This window comes from Zhongshania marina (assembly GCF_002915595.1).
GTDB lineage: Bacteria > Pseudomonadota > Gammaproteobacteria > Pseudomonadales > Spongiibacteraceae > Spongiibacter > Spongiibacter marinus_B.
This window is the reverse complement of record NZ_PQGG01000040.1, coordinates 19,994-36,737: the sequence shown is the minus strand read 5'-3', so window position 1 is coordinate 36,737 and position 16,744 is coordinate 19,994. Positions and strand designations below refer to the sequence as shown.

Sequence of the window (16,744 nt, the reverse complement as noted above, 5' to 3'; positions counted from 1 at the left end):
CCTGCATAGCACGATGAGTTAGCAAAAATTGCTACTAGGTATTACTCATTGCTCTAAGTTGGGACTTGCGTGGCGACATCCACAGAAAAACTGCGGCGGCGACCAACAGGCTGATGTTGATACCTAATGGCGCGGCTTGAAATGATTTGCTGCCGAACAGGATGCCGTAGGCAAGTACCAGCCCAATCAAACTGGCGGCATTGAGTTTTAACAGCAGCGCTTTTGCCAATAAATCATTATTGATTGATTGAGCCAATGCTGAGCAGGCGACTAGGCTTAGCCAAAACAAGCCCAAAGAGTGGAATTGAAACAGTAGTTGAATGATGGCGCTTGCACTCAGTGCTAGCGGTGTGCCCCATACCAAGCCCAGCCACAGGTTGTTGAGGGCGTCGCGACTTTTGCGGCGGGCAAACCAAATATTAATCCCGCTTACAGAGACAACGGTCAGCGCTAAACCAAAAATGCCGTACAAGACTTTTACAAAAAATCCGCCGTAATGTCCAAAATGCAAACGGTACACTGAGAAAATAGCTTGGCTGCCAATTTCGCCATCTGAAAAGCCTACTTTATCAAGGTAGTTGCCGCTGCCGTCGAAACGGTATTGCTCTGAGTAAATCAGTCGGTCGTGATGTTGGGCGCCCACCACAATGAATTGTTGTGCGCTGCCAACGTCTTCCACGGTGATATAAAACGGGCTGGCTTCAGGCGCGATGCTCGGCATTTGCGCAAGGGCTTTAGCAACGTCGGCGGTGTGTAATGCTTGGTCTAATTCCGGTTCAGCGCCAAATATAGCCGGAACAATGGCCTTGGTGTCGCCGTCAAAGAAAGCGGGGGAAACGACAAGGCTGATCAACAAGGCTAGGCCAAAATAAGCGCCGGTAATGGCTATCATTAAATGAAACGGGGCGCCCCACACGCTTAAGCGATTGTGGATATCTGCTTGTTCTAGGTGTTTGGAGCCTTTTAATCGCAGAATAAAGGCGTCGCGGAATATGCGCGGATGGGCGAAAAAGCCAGAGATAATAAGGCCACACAGTAGTGCGCCCAGAATACTAACGACGATTACCCCAAATTCTTCAGGCAGATGCAAGAAGATATGCAATTCCGTTAAAAGATGGGTCCATTCATGACTTACTTTTTCCCCCAATGAACCGTCACTATTTAAGAACCAACCGCCGTCGTCATTCGAAATCGATACCCGCGGCATACTTTCTGACGGCAGTGAAATATACATGTGATGGGTGTCACTACTTTTGGCTAACACCTCCTCGTAGGCGCTCTGCAATGAATCTTGTGGTAAGGCCTGAAACTCATCTACCAGCGGTTGTTCCCAGCGCTCAAATTCCTGATAAAACACTGCCAAGGTGCCAGACAGGCAAACCAAGTACATCATGACGCCAACTAAAAGACCTAGCCAAGAGTGGCTGGATAGTGAGTTTTTAACCAGCGTGGGTGACAGTAGTTGCTTCATGATTCTGCTCTGTTTTGAGTTTGTTATGGCAAAGAGGTTATAAAACTTGGGGCTACAAACTTAATTACTGGCTATACACAATAGCGGCACCGATGAGTCCGGCAATGCTAATCCCCAATGTCGGGCGGTAGCGGGTTGGGTCGGCGCAGGCCCACCACGCCGCTAAGCCCCACACCAGCGGAGCGATCATCACCACTAATACCACGGCATTGACTCTAGACCAGGGTACGAATGTAGCTAGGGCCACGCTTATATAAGCGGAGGCCGCGCCGGAGAGTGGAACAACAATAAAAAATAGCGCGATATGTCTTAGCATCGTCCGCGTCGCAGGCACAACAAACACCACATTTTCTGTGGCCCGTTGATTTTTGCGCTTAATTTCTAAATTGAATAACACCATTAGCCAGGCCAGTAGTGGTAGCAACATCAATCCATAGGCGACACCAAACTCGCCGCCGTAGCCGCGAATTAGAAATACACAGGACGCTAGATTCAGCAGCCATCCCATCGGCATTAACCAAGTTTGGTTTTGGGGGCGCTTTTGCCAAGAGAGGTATAGGCAAGTGATACCACCAATAGCGGCAGCAATACCTAGAAGTCCATTTATCATGTTTTGTTATCCAGCACTTTTTGCGTGTTTTTTTGAGATTAAGCGTTTAGTGGGTGTCGGCTTTTGCGATTGAGGAGGTACTTCTACGAGCAAATAGCCGATGCTAAGAAAACGTGTTTTGGTATCTCGCCAAAGAGACGGTATGTATTATTCAAGGCTCCGATGCATGACGCTGCGAGGCTTGGTCGTCCTAGATATTTGTCTAGCGTGGGTGGAGAAATACGGGGTAAATACTAATGAGAGCGATTCTTAAATGCAAGTGAAGCTGCTGTAACAATTGGCATCATCCTACTGTTAGGACAGGAGGGGCCGGCATTTATGTGTTTGATTTATGCTCGGTTCCTTCACCGGGGGTAATGAATAGAACCTTGGCTAAGGTACTTGTACGGGCGGTATGCCATGTGTTTTTAGGAATCACAATATAGTCGCCAGCATGGCTTAGCTGTTGGCTTTGCTCGCCCGTTGCAGTGTCCAGCACCAGTGTGATTTCACCTTCGATCAGCATGACCATTTCATCACCCTTAGGGTGAATCTCCCAACTTGCCCAGTCACTTTCAAAGCTATACATGGCTACTAGGCTGTGTTGCTTAAATTGATTAAAGCGCGAATCTAAATCTTGATATAGCGACGGACTGACTGCGACAGGTGTTGCCGATTGGTCTGGGCCGAGCACTAAGAACTCTTGAGATAGTTGATGTTTTTTGGTCATGCTCGGCCTCGCTTCTGAGGAAGTGAAATTTACGACATGAAAGATTTAAATAGCGCCAAAATCAAGGACAAGCCGACCAGCGGCAAAATCCAACGGCTAATTTTAGCTTGTTGTTCCGGTGAGGGCCGAGGGGCGAATTTTTCAATTACTGGTACTAATACAATCAAGGCAATAAATAAAAAGGCCAGTATGGTTAGAAGATTTCCCATGGGGCAGTGCTCCGAAAAACAGTTTGAGCCACCTCGGTCTAAGCTGGTATGTATTGATAGAAGAGGGGCTGATTAACGTCAGACCCATACTAGCAATTAATAGTGAGAATTGCTGAGTACTGAAATCACTAATGCGGCGACCGCATAGTTTTCGCTGTAGCGTGCTCGCACATCTCCCTGTTTAGATTGCAAATCGTCGCCAGCATGTGTGCGAGTGCCAATAAATAAATTTAGAAAAATCGGAAAACCAACAAGACGGCAAGTATGGTGACGACCAAAGCGACCATACTGCTGATTGAGATAGATCGGGAAAATAATCCGTCGCCGCTATGAAGAGTGGCTAAGCGCTGCTCAAATGTACGGCCCATGACGGCGATGCGACGGCGTAGAGCTTCATCTGTCTGGCGCACAATGGAGCCGCAAGCGTTAATGAGGCGAGGAAGCGGACGCCGATACAGCCAATCGACGTCTAGGTTGGTTGAGGGTAGCTCCGGTGGGTAAAGGCCTTTCAGATTTAGCCAAACAAATGCCAAAGCCGAGAAAAACAGCAACTGTGTTTGGGTGAGAATATGGCTCACATCATAGGCGCTGTAGTCGGTCGCAAAGGGCAGGTGTTGATAGAGTAGTTCTGGGAATATGCCAATCGTCAGGCATAGGGCGGCTGCTATAGACATTGCCAGTAGCATATTCCAAGGCGCCTCTTTACAGCGTATACCCGAGTCGTGTGCAAAAAAGGCGAAGTAGGGAATTTTAATACCAGCGTGATGGAAAACCCCAGCCGAGGCGAACAGTAATAGCAGCCACACCACATCAAAATTTTCTTTGAGTGCTGCTGACATGATCATCGATTTACTAACAAAGCCGCTGAACAGCGGGAAGGCTGATATAGACGCTGCGCCGATGATACAGAGCACTGCCGTCTTGGGCATTGATTTATAAAGCCCGCCGAGCTCTGAGCCGTTGATACGGCCGGTGCGGTATAGCACAGCCCCCATCGACATAAACAATAAGCCTTTAAAAATAACGTCATTGAATGCGTGGGCAACGGCACCATTGATACCTAGTTCGGTGCCGATACCAATGCCCACCATCATAAACCCGATCTGGTTGATCAAGCTGTAGGCAAGAACTCGGCGCAGATCATTTTCAATGACGGCAAAGAATATGGGGAAACAGGCCATCGTGGCGCCGAGATATACCAGCAGTTCGGTGCCTGGGAAGCCCCTTGCCATGGCGTATACCGCCACTTTTGTGGTGAAGGCGCTGAGGAATATGGTGCCCGTCGGTGTCGACTCAGGATAGGCGTCTGTCAGCCAGTTGTGGAAAAACGGGAATGCGCACTTGATGCCAAATGCGATAAAAATAAACCAACTGGCGACGGAGTCTAGGCCGATTTCGGTAAACATCAGGCTGGACTGATCTTGGTAATATAAAATGACGCCCACTAACAGCAGCATTCCCGAGATGACCTGAGTCATCAAGTAGCGCATCCCGGCGTGGTAGGCCATGTCACTGCGCCGCGCCCAAATTAAAAAGACCGACGTAACCGCCAGCATTTCCCAAAAAACAAACAAGGTTAGTAAATCACCGGCGAAGACTGCACCCAAGGCACTGCCTGCATAAAGCATGGCTGCAACTTGCTGAATTTTATCTTTGACGTGTAGGGAATAAATTACGCTGATGAGCGCGGCAATATGAAACAAATAGCCGAACAACAGGCTTAGCCTATCAATGTGGATGGGCTTAAGATCCATGCCCATTAACTGCGTTTCGACGCCGTAGAACGCCGGTAGCTGCCAGAGGTTTAGTGCACTCAATACAATGACCACAATCATTGCTGGGCCGCGCCAAGTCGCGCCACCAAGCAGGGCGATTACAGCTCCTAGATAAAAGAGCAGGAAGGGCGGCAGTTCAATCCCCACCATTGGCATTCTCCGTCTTGGTTTCGCGAGCTTGCTGATAGTAGCCTTCTTCGCGCATTAAGATTTTGCGCATCCACTTAGCAACCAGTACTAAAATCACACAGCCGATAAATCCGTAAATAGGATAGAAGCCATACAGGCCCTCCCAGGGGTGTTCGGTGTGCCGATGGATCACAAAGTCCAAGCCAACTAACAGCGCGCAAATTACGTAAAGACTGTTGAGAATAAGGCGCAGTGTTGCGGGGCGATCAAAAAAGTCTTGGGATTGGCTCATGGCGTTCCCTCGGTAAAAATCTGCGAGACCAGCTCAAATAGCGGGTTTGGAAAGAAAAATAGCAAAACGCATGCGCTCGCAGTGGCGCATATTGCAATGAGTGCCGCCGGTGGCGCCTCGTGAATAGCCGTAGCTTGCGCGTCAGCTTGTTTTCCTGGGAAGAAGGCGCGCAACGGGATTGGTAGTAAGTAGGCGATATTTAGCAGCGAGCTGAGTATTAGTACTGCCATTAAAATCAGGTGGTCGGTCTCTAAAGTGGCGGTTAGTAGCCACCACTTGCTCCACGTTCCCGCGGTGGGCGGTAGCCCGATAATACTGAGTGAGGCGATAAAAAATGCTGCCATGGTGATTGGCATGCTTCGACCCAGACCGGTCATCGAACTAATCTCACTCTTGTGGCTAGCCACGAGTATTGCGCCAGCGCAGAAGAAGAGGGTGATTTTTCCTAGCGCATGGGTCGCGATATGCATTGCGCTGCCCATTACACCGCTTTCAACGGCAAGCAAGGCTCCCAAGGTGATATAGCCGAGTTGGCTAATGGTGGAGTAGGCGAGGCGGGCTTTAAGATTGTCTTGGCGCAGTGCTACTAGTGAGGCGAGTACTACACCGGCGCCGGCTAGATAAAGGAGATAGTCGGTCGCAGGTATTTCTTGCAGCGTATCTAGGCCAAAGATAAAGACCAGAATCTTGATCAAGCTGAATACCCCAGCTTTCACCACCGCGACGGCATGGAGTAGGGCGCTAACCGGAGTAGGAGCGACCATCGCCGCCGGTAGCCAGCGGTGAAATGGCATAACCGCTGCTTTGGCGACGCCAAACACAAATAGCACCAACAATAGTGACAGCAGTGCTATAGGTGTTTGCTCAGGGAAAATACCACCTTGTTGGAAGTCTAAGCTACCCGCTACCAGCCACGTTACGATAATGGCCGGCAAGAAAAAGGCAATTGACGTGCCCATTAATATTCCTAGGTAGACTCTGCCGCCCTGTTTGGCTTTTTCGGTACCCGTGTGGGTGACGAGGGGGTAGGTGCACAGCGAAAGCACTTCATAAAAAACAAACAGCGTGAACAAGTTCTCTGCGTAGGCGATGGCCATTACCGCTGCGATGGCTATCGCAAAACAAACGTAGAAGCGAGTTTGGTGATCCTCATTATGGCCGCGCATGTAACCAATGGCGTATAAGGTCGTCACCGGCCAGAGCAGGCTAGCCACTAAGCCAAAAAGAAGACCTAGGGCATCGACTCTGAAGCTCAAATTAAGTCCGGGTAGTATCTCTAACCAGTGTCGAGACAGTGCTTCACCCTGATTAAAACTGGAGTACAGTTTTAAATTGACTAGTAAAAGAATCACACCGGCGATGAGGGATACCGCCTCGCGCATATTTGGTTTCCGGCTGAACGCAAGTACGCCGACTATTGCAATAAGAGGCGTGAGTATGGCGACGTCAATAAGCGAAGTTGTATTCATTAGGGGCGTCCCTCCACTAATGCTGTCGCTGCTTCAGAGCTGATCGATACCGGTAAACGAGTATCAATGCCGAAATAAACATTGCCTAACACCAGCAACCAGAGAGCCAGCAGCATTGCAATTGGTGCTTCTTTCACGGGAGAGTTATCTGCGGCAGGTTTGAAGTAAAGCGCTTCCACCACTCGCCATATATAGACGATAGCAATCAGTGAACCTAATAGAATTAAAAATACCAATGGCCAGCGACCCGTTAAAGCGGCGGCGGATACCAAATACCATTTGCTGATAAAGCCAGCGGTGAGGGGAACGCCAATTAAGCTGAGTCCGCCGACAACAAAACCAAAGCTGGTCCAAGGCATTTTTCTACCTAGCCCCTGCATCGAGGTTAGGGTAGTGGCGCCAATGCGAGCAGCAATTGCGGCCAGAGCCATAAATAGAGTGGCTTTCATTAATGCGTGGTTAAAAACATGAATCAAGGTCGCTTGCAGCCCCAGCACACCGCCTATCCCCAAGCCGATAACCATATAGCCAATCTGCGCGATACTGGAATAAGCGATAGCGCGTTTTATTTCCTCTTGATAAATCGCCACAATCGACGCGCTGAATACTGCGAGAACGCCTAAGGCAACAAAGATATCCGCCAGTGGTACAACGAACTGGCTAAATTCACTTGGGAAAATGGTGTAGGTAAACCGGATTAATAAATAAAGCGCTACCTTGGTGGCGCTGGCGGCTAGGAAGCTTGTCACAATCGATGGTGCTTGGCTGTAGGCGTTTGGCAACCACAGGTGCAGTGGGAACAGCGCAAGTTTTAAGCTGATACCAACCAGAATAAACGCATAGGCGGCAAATACCGTAGAAGACTCGCCAGCTGACGGCAGCCGTTGCGCGAGATCCTGCATATTGAGGGTGCCGGTCATGATATACATGAGGCCGATACCGATAAGGATAAAGGTCGCGCCAATCGTACCCATAATTAGGTAGCGAAATGCTGCCCATAAACTTTTTCTATTGGGGCCTAAGGAAATTAGTGTGTAGGTCGACAGCGATGAAATTTCCAAAAAAACAAAGACGTTAAACGCATCTCCTGTTGCTAAAATTCCCAGTAAACCGGCGAGACAGAGCAACCACGCTACATAAAATAAACCCTGCTTTTCTAAAGAAATCTCAGTGCTAATACTGCTCTGTGCCGCTAATAGAGAAATTGTACTACTGGCAGACACAATGACGAGCAGCCACGCATTGAGCAGATCAATTCTGTACTCAATTCCCCACGGCGCTTGCCAGCCACCTAAGGCATAGCTAATTACGCCATGATTGTAGACCGTAGTTAGCAGAATGGCGGCGACACAAAAACTGAGGGCGCTGACAAGCAGGGCGAATAGCCATGCCAGCTTGCCCCTACCTAAGATAAGACAGGCAGGGGCCCCGAGCAGGGGCAGAATAACTTGTAGAATCGGTAAATGGCTTAACACGTATGGTCTCGCTGCTGAATTTCGGACTCTTCAATTGTGCCGTAGGCTTTTTTGATTCTTATTACCAGTGCAAGTCCCAAGGCGGTGGTGGCGATGCCGACAACGATTGCGGTGAGAATTAGCACATGGGGCAGAGGGTTTGAGTAGCTCGTGATTCCGTCTTGCAGGATAGGTGCGCTACCGCCAGTGACTTTTCCAGAACTGATATACAGAATAAAAACCGAAGTCTGAAAAATATTGAGTCCCACTAGCTTTTTTACCAGATTGCCCTGAGCAATCACGATGAAAAAGCCGATCATCATCAGTGTCACAACAACCCAATAGTTGTAATGGCTAAGTAGTAGCGTCATTCCTTTGTCTCCGCTGAATTGTTCACTTGGCTAGCGAAACAGTAGAAGATCATTGTCATGACGGCGGCAACCGTGATTCCCACACCAAGCTCAATAATAATAATGCCGATATGTTGGCCGGTAACCGGATTCTCTGCTAATACCGAGTAGTCAAGGAAATCACCGCCGTGAAGCATAGATACCAGTCCCACTGATCCGTAAAGCAATACACCGAAGGCAGCTAGGATTTTGAGTAAGGCTGAGCTTACTACTTGCCGCGCGAGATCGACGCCGAAAAATATTGTGTACAAAATAATCCCTGCAGCAAAAATTACGCCCGCCTGAAAACCGCCACCCGGTCCGTACTCCCCGTGAAACTGCACATAAAGTGCAAATAAGAGAATGGGGGGGATTAAAATTTTACTGACGATGCGGAGAATTTTGTGCTGGTGTGCACCGCTGATCACGGGCGATTGACTGCCGCTAGGTTTTAGCGTCAGCAATGTTAAAACACCGATACCTGCGGTGAAAACGACCGCCACTTCGCCAAATGTGTCGAAGCCACGGTAACTGGCTAATACCGAGGTCACAATGTTTGGAATGCCGATCTCGTCAGCGGATTGCTCTATATAGCGCGGGCTCACATGGGTGTTGGCTGGTGCATCGGCAAAGCCAAATTCGGGCATGCTGAGCGTGCCGATCACTAATAGCGCACCGGTAATTGTCACCAATATTAACGCGGGAATACTTCGGCCGGGATTGTGCTTTTCTTTGCGTCCCACCAGTGCCACCGTTAGTAGCATTAGTAGAGGCGATATTCCCGACCCAACGGCGGCCTCGGTAAATGCGACGTCTACCGCGTCCATTAATACGAAAAAGCTCGCAGACAAGAATCCATAAATTCCACTGAGCATGATCACGGCAAGTAGATCGCGGCTTAATACGATTCCCAATGCAGTAGCTAATAGCAGGCTTAGCAGGCTGATATTGATAATGAATTCTATGGCGATATCCTCCCCGCTGTTTTTTCATAGCGCTCACGTTTACGCATCATGGGATTTCTCCCTGAGCGTTTCATGTTGTTGATGGCGCCAAACGGCTTTCGCCAAGGCGTGGCTTGCGGTGGGACTTGTGAACAATATAAACAGTAAAATCATGATGAGTTTGAGAAGCACCAAACTCCATCCGGCCAGTAACATTAATCCAGAAAGAAGTAGGCTTGTTGCAAGGGTTTCAGTCACTCCCGCAGCATGCATACGGCTGTAGATATCTGGAAATCGCAAGACACCGAGTGCACCGGTGAAAATCAAGCCGCTGCCTAGTAACAATAGAATGCCACTAATAATTTCCAATAAATTACTCATTAGTAGAGCCACCTTTACTTGGATTTTGGGTGTGCTCAAAATACCGTAGAAGTGCGATTACGCTGATGAAATTCATTAGGGCATAGATTAGCGCAATATCTAAAAACTCAGGTCTACCGAATAAAAAGCCAAGAACGGCAATAAGCAAAACAGTTTTGGTTCCGAATAAATTGGCGGCTAGCACTCGGTCGAATATGCTGGGGCCGGCAAAGCCCCTGACCATCGCCATCGCCATAACAACTATTAGGGTAAAGGTAGTGACAGCAAGCATCATTACTCCAATTTATCTACTCGGCAGCTCATCGAGCCTGCATCGAGATCGTCAAGGTTGCTTTGGGTGAGGCCGTGTACAAGTACCTCGTTGTCTGTAAGCTCTATTGCAATAGTTCCTGGCGTGAGGTTAATAGAATTGGCGTAGATAACCCGACCGATGTCGGTTTTCTGATTTACCGGAAAGCGCCGCATTCCAGGACTAATTGTGCTATTGCCTGACCAAATACGTTTAACAACATCAATGTTGCTGGCAATGATTTGAATAGTTAGCCACGCGTAGTATCGAGGAAGATGGCGAGTTAAGTGGATGGGTTGGGATTCATGATCTACGACATCCATTCTGTGACAGATCCACACGACCAGTGCAACTGATGCCGCACCAAAGGCTAGCAAAAGACCAGAATAGTGGCCTGAGTTGGCTAGCCAAATAATGGCTAATAGAGCAGAGATGCTAAAAGTGTGCTTCATAATTGTCTCAGCTAGATTTGCTGTTGTTAGCAATGTTTTCTGGTTGGTGTTGCCCCCGCGATAGTCTAGGTGGAGAGCTATTTGTTAGCAGGGGTAGTGAGCTTTCAAAATTTGTTTTAGCAGGGAACTTGCTAATTGATCTTTATGTGTCGCGCTGGCATTAGTGATTTGGCTGGCTAGTTGTGCAATGCTGATGTCACTTGGCAGGCAGTAATGTGCGCTTTTTAAGGAGTCAATTTCTAAACTACCGCCAGGAGCGCGGGTTCTTATAGCACGCTGCGTGAAGTCAGATTGCTCATCATTCGCGACTATTATTTGACTGCTACCTGACACAAAACCTTGAAGATAGGCACTGCAAATTGTGCCGTCTTTACTTCCAGTTTCTGCAATATATTCGACACAACTACGTTGCAGTTGTGTGGTGCTAAGCGCCTCCACTGCAAAAACTGCGGTGCTGTTTAAAAAAATACAGATCACCAGAGTTAGCTTAAAGTACCGTTTATAAACAAGCATTCGCCTTCTCCACTTATCTTTTTTATTGAGATTACTTTCGCACCTAATGTGTGAAAAGTGTTGTCATAAGTGTAAAAAAGTGTGTCAAAGGTGGGCTTGCTCCTAAATATATTGGATGAACCTTTGTCATATAATCGCAAATTTCACGAGAGAGTGAGAGCGATTAACATTATGATTTATTTTGTATGTGAAACTTCTACTGTTCTGAGCTAATTGCGCTGTTATAGTTTGATGGTAATCAGGTATTGTGATGTGGCGGGAGTTCGATTAATTCAGGTGCTAAAGAACATCCATAAGAGATTTTAACGGGTACTTATCGATGTCAAATATTATAAAAATTGGTGGTATGCAAAATGGTAATTGACGCAAGGTTATGTATTCTTGTTGTCGACGATAACGAAGATATTTTGCAATTGGTTTCTGAGTTATTGACGGCAGAGGGCTATCAGAGTTTGTCCGCTGCAAACGGCGAAGAGATGTATGCAGCACTTACTCAGCAACGGCCGGATTTGATTTTACTGGATGTAATGCTACCTGGGCGCGATGGCTTTGAATTGTGTCGCCAACTTCGAGCTGATCCCGAAAGCCCACCAGTTATTATGCTTAGTGCTAAAGATCAAGAAATAGACCGGGTGGTGGGCTTAGAGTTAGGTGCGGATGATTACATTGTTAAGCCATTTGGGCGACGGGAGCTGATTGCTCGTATAAAGGCCGTTTTACGTCGTAGCGGTAATACTGAAGGAAGGCGAGCACAAGGGGTTTACTGTTTTGACGGTTGGCGGTTTAAACCCGCTAGAATGGAGCTTATCGACAGTAATTCTACGGTTATTCCTCTGTCTACTAGCGAGTCTGATTTGTTGTTGGTTTTTGTACAAAACCCGCAAATTCCTATGTCGAGAGATCGTCTTTTAGCCATGACGAAGGGGCGCAACAGCGCTGCTTTTGATCGAAGTATCGATTCTCATATTAGCCGTTTGCGACGAAAACTGGGAGACAGTGCCAAGGCCCCAGAAATTATTAAAACTGCATGGGGTGCCGGTTACCAGTTTACATGTGCCGTTGATCTAATATGAAACGAATGCTGCCAGATACCTTGAAGGCAAGAGCCATATTGATACTTACCTTAGTTTTTATTGTCTCTCACACCTTGAGCTTGATGATTTATAAGGCAAACCGTGATCAGAGTGTTCTTCTTATTGAAGCCTCTGATTTGGCCGAAAGAATCATGGGTATAGTTGATTTGGCGTATAAGTTTCCCGCCGACCAGCGCGAGAAAATTTTGAGCGCGGCGCAAACACAGTTTTTGACTAGCTACCCTGACTTGGTGCCTTTAGATGTGGTTGCGTGTCAGCAAAGCGATGCTTTGGCAGAGATATCTCAGCGCATTCTTGATCTTTTTCAGCAGCGTCCAGCTTACCAGATCGACGTTTGCGTTCGCCGCTTTGGCGGTTTTCAACGACTTCTTGGTCAGCGCTCAGATAAAAGTGTGGATATGCTGGTTAATATTCATTTTCCCGATGAAGAGACAGCGTCTTTCCATGCGGAGCTTCCTGAGGCTAGCTCTTTACTTTATGAGGCCGCCACACTTTATCTATTGATAGTTATCACCATGGCATTACTCATTGCTTGGTATCTCATTACTAAGCTGATCTCACCCATTGATAAATTAGCAAAAGCTGCGGAACAAATTGGGGTTAACCTCGACGTTAAAGCACTTGATGAAATAGGACCAAAGGAGGCGCGTGTCGCTGCCCGTGCATTCAATGAAATGCAGGCGCGATTACAGCGCCTATTGCATGGTCAAACAGAAATGTTTGCAGCGATTTCCCATGACTTAAAATCGGCGGTAACTCGCCTACAATTGCGCTGTGATCTCTTAACTGATCAAAAAGAGCGAGAAGGCTTGCAGCGAGTCGTGCAGGACATGCGCGCTATGATTGCATCTATCATCGACTTCGTCCGCGGTGATGGTGTCGATGAGCCGCTGCGGCGAATTAGTATTGGCGATCTGCTCGAAAGCCTGTGTGAAGATTTAATTGAAGAAGCTGTACCCATTGAATACCAGATTGATCAAACGGCCTATGTGCAGGCGCGACCCGCGCAATTGCGGCGCGCCATACAAAATTTAATTGATAATGCTTGCAAGCACGCTGAAGGTACATTTGTTCATTTGCAGGTAGAGGAGTCGGGGGTATTAATTAATGTGGACGATAATGGGCCAGGTATTCCAGATAGCCAGTTAGAGGCTGTTATTCGGCCGTTCGTGACGGTCGATCAGTCACGCAGCCACTCAGGCGCGGGGATGGGGCTAGGATTAGCAATCACGCAAAAAATCATTCTCAGCCATGGCGGTACACTTACCTTGAGTAATATCTCTAATGGAGGGTTGCGCGCGCAGCTGTGGTGTCCCTTTGGGCCGGTTTAAAAAGCGACTTCATTGCTTTTTTTATAGAATTTATTTGCTGATACACGTTGTGGACATTGCTACCAGCTTGGGGCTGATAATTATCAACCCCAAGCTGAATAATTGGCGACTACTTTTTCAGAATTACCGAAGAGCCGTGGCCAAACAGCCCCTGGTTGGCAGTAATACCGACCTTGGCATTTTCTATTTGGCGCTCGCCGGCTTGGCCCCGCAATTGCCACGTCAACTCGCAAACCTGCGCTATGGCCTGTGCCGGCACTGCTTCGCCAAAACAGGCTAGGCCGCCGGAGGTATTTACCGGCAAGCGGCCGCCGAGCTTGGTTGCACCTTCACGAACCATTTGTGCTGCCTCGCCACGTGGGCAGAGCATAAGGTCTTCATACCAATCTAGTTCAAGCGCTGATGATAGATCGTAGACCTCTGCCAAGCTGACATCTTCTGGTCCAATACCGGCCTGTTCGTAGGCCTTTTTGGGTAGCGCGGCACGAAAACTGTGGGCTTCAACGCCTGCAGCGGCGGCCGAGTCAGTGGCGATGTCTGGCATTTCAACGACGGCACTGGCGAAGGTGGGGGTTACCGTTGAAACCGCTGCCACTTTAACCGCATTGGCTTTACCTATGCGTTTGGCGTAATCCATGCTGGAAACGATCATTGCCGCTCCGCCGTCAGAGGTTGCGCAAATTTGTAATAGGCGCAGCGGGTCGGCCACCATGGCAGAGTTTAAAATTTCTTCCATGGTGAATTTCTTTTTATAACGGGCATTGGGATTGGTGAATCCGTTTTCGCTATTTTTAATTTTTACCAAGCCAAAATCTGCTTCGGTGTCGCCGTATAAATCCATGCGACGGCGGGCATACAGTGCGAAATAAGTGGGATTGGTAATGCCAAGGTAGAAGCGCAGCCAATCTGGGTCTTCGGGTCTATGACCTTTGGCGGGGGCTAAGAAGCCTTTAGGCGTGGTATCTGCACCAACTACCAAGGCGACTTCACATTCACCGGCTAAAATCTTTGCTCGTGCTGCCGCTAAAGCTTGTGACCCAGAGGCGCAGGCGGCGTAAGATGTATTTACCTCTGCGCCGTGCCAGCCCAAGGCCTGCGCAATGGTTGCGCCTGCAACGTAACCGGGATAGCCACAGCGCATTGTGGCCGCGCCTGAAACAAACTGAACGTCTTGCCACGGAATGCCCGCATCTTTAAGCGCCTCGCGGGCAGCGTAAACACCGTATTCGCTAAAGTTGCGGCCCCATTTACCCCAGGGATGCATGCCCACGCCCAATACTGCAATATCCTGACTCATGCTGATTCTCCCTGAGCGATGGGTTGCCATTTCCACGTGACTTTTACTGCCTCGTCGTCTTCGTGCAAGGCCTCTAATACCAGCTCGGCAGTTTGTCCTACTTTGAGTTGATCAACACCGACACCCTTTACCACTTGGCCAAGAATTATCATTTGTTCTTTTTCTAACTCCACCGCCGCAATCGCGTAGGGCACAAAAGGCTCCTCGGCAACAAAGGGCTCGGGTGGCTTGTAACAGGCGTTGGTATAAGACCAAATTTTGCCTTGGCGACTGAGTTCCACCTCATTGAAGGTAGTGCTGTCACATGCGGGGTTTTTGCAGAAGCTAAGTGTTTTAGGAAAATAGTAGGTTCCGCATTGCTCGCAGCAAGCGCCAATAAGATGCGGGGTATCCGTGTCGAGTGTGAACCAGCCTTCTATAGCCGCTTGCACGGGTTTGTTGCTCATTGTGAATCTCCACCGAATGAACGGGCGACGCCGAATTTAGTTATGTCTTTTGGCGGCGAATCGCGCTCTGATAACGCTTAAATCATCGCAAGATCAGCAACTTACTACTATCGTCTGAATGGCTGATAAGTGCTGGCGGTGGTGCTTAATGACGCTGTTGAAATACTGACTGCAATTGTCACTGGGGTGAGTGAATTTGCAATTGTTGTCACAGGGTCAAAGCCTATGATTAGCGTTAGTAAAACCCATTATTTAGACCACGACCTCAGGGGATGGCAATGAAAGTTGAGTTTACCGCGGCGCAAGATGCCCTGCGCAAAGAACTGCGGACCTATTTTGAAAATTTGATGACCCCAGATTTGAAAGCCGAGTGCGACGAAGCAATGGGCGAGGGTGGCGGACCACTCTGGCGCGAGGCCCTTAAAAAAATGGGTAAGGATGGCTGGATAGGGGTTGGCTGGCCTAAAGAGTTGGGTGGGCGGGGCATGAGTCCCATCGAGCAATTTATTTTTGTAGAAGAGGTGATGCGAGCGGGCTACCCCTTTCCTTTTCTCACCACAGAATCTGTCGGCCCGCAGTTGGCGGAACACGGTAATGAGCGCCAGAAGCGGGAGATTGTCCCCAAGATACTCGCCGGCGAGTGTTTAATTGCGATTGGCTATTCAGAGCCAGGTGCGGGCACCGATCTTGCCAGTCTAAAAACCACGGCAGTTAAGGATGGTGACGGATGGGTGATTAACGGTCAGAAAATGTGGACCAGTCTCGCCCACTTTTGCGACTACGTGTGGCTGGCCTGTCGCACAGATCCCGAGGCGGCAAAACCCCATAAGGGTATTTCTATGTTCATGGTGCCGACTAGCGATCCGGGTTGGAGCTGCAGTCCTGTTCATACCCTTGGTGAGGTACGCACTAACGCGACGTTTTACGACAATATTCGGGTAGCCGACGACGCTATGGTCGGCGAGTTGAACGGTGGCTGGAAGCTTGTTACCAGCCAGTTAAACCGAGAGCGTCTGAGTTTGGTTAACTTTGGCCCGACCGCCGAAATGTTCAATAACGTGGTGCGCTGGGCGCAAAATTTAGAGCTGCCCGATGGCGGCAAACTTATTGACGAAGCGTGGGTGCAAATGAACCTTGCCAAGGTGCGCGCCGGTGTCGAAGCCCTAAAGTTGGTTTGTTATAAGCAGGCCTGGGCGATGACCGAGGGCAATCTTGAAATGGCCGACGCCTCTGCGGCAAAGGTTTATGGCTCGGAGTTTTTTATTGAAGTGTATCGCCTCTTGGGTGAAGTGATTGGTGAGGCTTCGTTAATTAGTCGCAGAACCGAGGGCGCGAACCCCATTGCCTCGCGTATCGAGCGCTTATATCGCACCGCATCCATTATTACCTTCGGCGGCGGCACTAATGAAATACAGCGCGATATTATTTCTGCAGCCGGTCTGTGGATGCCCCGTGCATCACGCTAAATCTGCCATTACGAATTAGAGGAT

At 48.8% G+C, this 16,744-nt stretch carries 19 protein-coding genes; 3 read left to right on the top strand and 16 right to left on the bottom strand.

The genetic code is table 11. The features are described from left to right. Nucleotides 1–34: 34 nt before the first annotated feature. From C0068_RS16955 to C0068_RS16890, 14 genes are all read right to left on the bottom strand, one after another. Nucleotides 35–1,471 (bottom strand): PepSY-associated TM helix domain-containing protein, encoded by a 1,437-nt coding sequence (locus tag C0068_RS16955; protein ID WP_103685671.1) that lies wholly within the window; start codon nucleotides 1,469–1,471, stop codon nucleotides 35–37. A gap of 64 nt (nucleotides 1,472–1,535) precedes the next feature. After that, entirely contained in the window at nucleotides 1,536–2,081 is a 546-nt protein-coding gene (locus C0068_RS16950) for a hypothetical protein (protein WP_103685670.1), read from the bottom strand. 316 nt (nucleotides 2,082–2,397) lie between these two features. Beyond that, nucleotides 2,398–2,790 (bottom strand): cupin domain-containing protein, encoded by a 393-nt coding sequence (locus tag C0068_RS16945; RefSeq protein WP_103685669.1) that lies wholly within the window; start codon nucleotides 2,788–2,790, stop codon nucleotides 2,398–2,400. A gap of 29 nt (nucleotides 2,791–2,819) precedes the next feature. Further along, nucleotides 2,820–2,999, bottom strand: a complete 180-nt coding sequence (locus tag C0068_RS16940) for a hypothetical protein (protein ID WP_103685668.1) — start codon at nucleotides 2,997–2,999, stop codon at nucleotides 2,820–2,822. A gap of 230 nt (nucleotides 3,000–3,229) precedes the next feature. Further along, nucleotides 3,230–4,924, bottom strand: a complete 1,695-nt coding sequence (locus C0068_RS16935) for a Na(+)/H(+) antiporter subunit D (RefSeq protein ID WP_103685667.1) — start codon at nucleotides 4,922–4,924, stop codon at nucleotides 3,230–3,232. Beyond that, nucleotides 4,911–5,195, bottom strand: coding sequence for a hypothetical protein (locus C0068_RS16930; protein ID WP_103685666.1), 285 nt, complete (start codon nucleotides 5,193–5,195; stop codon nucleotides 4,911–4,913). Before C0068_RS16930 ends, C0068_RS16935 begins: the two co-directional genes overlap by 14 nt. After that, nucleotides 5,192–6,664, bottom strand: coding sequence for a proton-conducting transporter transmembrane domain-containing protein (locus tag C0068_RS16925; protein WP_103685665.1), 1,473 nt, complete (start codon nucleotides 6,662–6,664; stop codon nucleotides 5,192–5,194). The genes C0068_RS16930 and C0068_RS16925 overlap by 4 nt, the downstream gene beginning before the upstream one ends. Further along, nucleotides 6,664–8,139 carry a monovalent cation/H+ antiporter subunit D family protein gene (locus C0068_RS16920; protein WP_103685664.1) on the bottom strand — a complete coding sequence of 492 codons (1,476 nt, stop codon included), beginning with the start codon at nucleotides 8,137–8,139 and terminating at the stop codon, nucleotides 6,664–6,666. Before C0068_RS16920 ends, C0068_RS16925 begins: the two co-directional genes overlap by 1 nt. Continuing rightward, nucleotides 8,133–8,489 (bottom strand): cation:proton antiporter subunit C, encoded by a 357-nt coding sequence (locus C0068_RS16915; RefSeq protein ID WP_103685663.1) that lies wholly within the window; start codon nucleotides 8,487–8,489, stop codon nucleotides 8,133–8,135. The genes C0068_RS16920 and C0068_RS16915 overlap by 7 nt, the downstream gene beginning before the upstream one ends. Further along, complete coding sequence (locus C0068_RS16910; RefSeq protein WP_269844907.1) at nucleotides 8,486–9,460, bottom strand: DUF4040 domain-containing protein; 975 nt, start codon at nucleotides 9,458–9,460, stop codon at nucleotides 8,486–8,488. Before C0068_RS16910 ends, C0068_RS16915 begins: the two co-directional genes overlap by 4 nt. A 51-nt stretch (nucleotides 9,461–9,511) precedes the next feature. Beyond that, nucleotides 9,512–9,832, bottom strand: coding sequence for a monovalent cation/H(+) antiporter subunit G (gene mnhG / locus C0068_RS16905; RefSeq protein ID WP_103685661.1), 321 nt, complete (start codon nucleotides 9,830–9,832; stop codon nucleotides 9,512–9,514). Then, entirely contained in the window at nucleotides 9,825–10,103 is a 279-nt protein-coding gene (locus tag C0068_RS16900; RefSeq protein WP_233208854.1) for an MrpF/PhaF family protein, read from the bottom strand. Before C0068_RS16900 ends, mnhG begins: the two co-directional genes overlap by 8 nt. 2 nt (nucleotides 10,104–10,105) lie before the next feature. Then, nucleotides 10,106–10,573, bottom strand: coding sequence for a Na+/H+ antiporter subunit E (locus tag C0068_RS16895; RefSeq protein ID WP_103685659.1), 468 nt, complete (start codon nucleotides 10,571–10,573; stop codon nucleotides 10,106–10,108). 84 nt (nucleotides 10,574–10,657) lie between these two features. Next, nucleotides 10,658–11,086: a Rap1a/Tai family immunity protein gene (locus C0068_RS16890; protein WP_103685658.1), complete on the bottom strand. Its 429-nt coding sequence runs from the start codon at nucleotides 11,084–11,086 to the stop codon at nucleotides 10,658–10,660. 353 nt (nucleotides 11,087–11,439) lie between these two features. Here C0068_RS16890 and C0068_RS16885 point away from each other — a divergent pair, with 353 nt between their 5' ends. Both C0068_RS16885 and C0068_RS16880 read left to right on the top strand, forming a co-directional pair. Continuing rightward, nucleotides 11,440–12,159, top strand: coding sequence for a response regulator transcription factor (locus C0068_RS16885; RefSeq protein ID WP_103685657.1), 720 nt, complete (start codon nucleotides 11,440–11,442; stop codon nucleotides 12,157–12,159). After that, on the top strand, nucleotides 12,156–13,511 hold the full coding sequence (locus tag C0068_RS16880) for an ATP-binding protein (protein ID WP_103685656.1): 1,356 nt from the start codon (nucleotides 12,156–12,158) through the stop codon (nucleotides 13,509–13,511). The genes C0068_RS16885 and C0068_RS16880 overlap by 4 nt, the downstream gene beginning before the upstream one ends. A 109-nt stretch (nucleotides 13,512–13,620) precedes the next feature. Here the strand turns inward: C0068_RS16880 and C0068_RS16875 are convergent, their stop codons facing one another. Both C0068_RS16875 and C0068_RS16870 read right to left on the bottom strand, forming a co-directional pair. Beyond that, nucleotides 13,621–14,808 (bottom strand): lipid-transfer protein, encoded by a 1,188-nt coding sequence (locus tag C0068_RS16875; RefSeq protein ID WP_103685655.1) that lies wholly within the window; start codon nucleotides 14,806–14,808, stop codon nucleotides 13,621–13,623. Next, on the bottom strand, nucleotides 14,805–15,254 hold the full coding sequence (locus C0068_RS16870) for a Zn-ribbon domain-containing OB-fold protein (protein WP_103685654.1): 450 nt from the start codon (nucleotides 15,252–15,254) through the stop codon (nucleotides 14,805–14,807). Before C0068_RS16870 ends, C0068_RS16875 begins: the two co-directional genes overlap by 4 nt. Before the next feature lie 278 nt (nucleotides 15,255–15,532). On the opposite strand from C0068_RS16870, the gene C0068_RS16865 reads away from it, so the two are divergent. Then, nucleotides 15,533–16,720, top strand: a complete 1,188-nt coding sequence (locus C0068_RS16865; RefSeq protein WP_103685653.1) for an acyl-CoA dehydrogenase family protein — start codon at nucleotides 15,533–15,535, stop codon at nucleotides 16,718–16,720. Nucleotides 16,721–16,744 lie beyond the last annotated feature (24 nt).

Coding starts and splice junctions, on each gene's coding strand:
- C0068_RS16875 (WP_103685655.1), bottom strand. CDS start 14,808: ATGAGTCAGGATATTGCAGTATTGGGCGTGGGCATGCATCCCTGGGGT.
- C0068_RS16940 (WP_103685668.1), bottom strand. CDS start 2,999: ATGGGAAATCTTCTAACCATACTGGCCTTTTTATTTATTGCCTTGATT.
- C0068_RS16900 (WP_233208854.1), bottom strand. CDS start 10,103: ATGCTTGCTGTCACTACCTTTACCCTAATAGTTGTTATGGCGATGGCG.
- C0068_RS16895 (WP_103685659.1), bottom strand. CDS start 10,573: ATGAAGCACACTTTTAGCATCTCTGCTCTATTAGCCATTATTTGGCTA.
- C0068_RS16945 (WP_103685669.1), bottom strand. CDS start 2,790: ATGACCAAAAAACATCAACTATCTCAAGAGTTCTTAGTGCTCGGCCCA.
- C0068_RS16885 (WP_103685657.1), top strand. CDS start 11,440: ATGGTAATTGACGCAAGGTTATGTATTCTTGTTGTCGACGATAACGAA.
- C0068_RS16870 (WP_103685654.1), bottom strand. CDS start 15,254: ATGAGCAACAAACCCGTGCAAGCGGCTATAGAAGGCTGGTTCACACTC.
- C0068_RS16880 (WP_103685656.1), top strand. CDS start 12,156: ATGAAACGAATGCTGCCAGATACCTTGAAGGCAAGAGCCATATTGATA.
- mnhG (WP_103685661.1), bottom strand. CDS start 9,832: ATGAGTAATTTATTGGAAATTATTAGTGGCATTCTATTGTTACTAGGC.
- C0068_RS16930 (WP_103685666.1), bottom strand. CDS start 5,195: ATGAGCCAATCCCAAGACTTTTTTGATCGCCCCGCAACACTGCGCCTT.
- C0068_RS16865 (WP_103685653.1), top strand. CDS start 15,533: ATGAAAGTTGAGTTTACCGCGGCGCAAGATGCCCTGCGCAAAGAACTG.
- C0068_RS16935 (WP_103685667.1), bottom strand. CDS start 4,924: ATGGTGGGGATTGAACTGCCGCCCTTCCTGCTCTTTTATCTAGGAGCT.
- C0068_RS16955 (WP_103685671.1), bottom strand. CDS start 1,471: ATGAAGCAACTACTGTCACCCACGCTGGTTAAAAACTCACTATCCAGC.
- C0068_RS16950 (WP_103685670.1), bottom strand. CDS start 2,081: ATGATAAATGGACTTCTAGGTATTGCTGCCGCTATTGGTGGTATCACT.
- C0068_RS16915 (WP_103685663.1), bottom strand. CDS start 8,489: ATGACGCTACTACTTAGCCATTACAACTATTGGGTTGTTGTGACACTG.
- C0068_RS16925 (WP_103685665.1), bottom strand. CDS start 6,664: ATGAATACAACTTCGCTTATTGACGTCGCCATACTCACGCCTCTTATT.
- C0068_RS16890 (WP_103685658.1), bottom strand. CDS start 11,086: ATGCTTGTTTATAAACGGTACTTTAAGCTAACTCTGGTGATCTGTATT.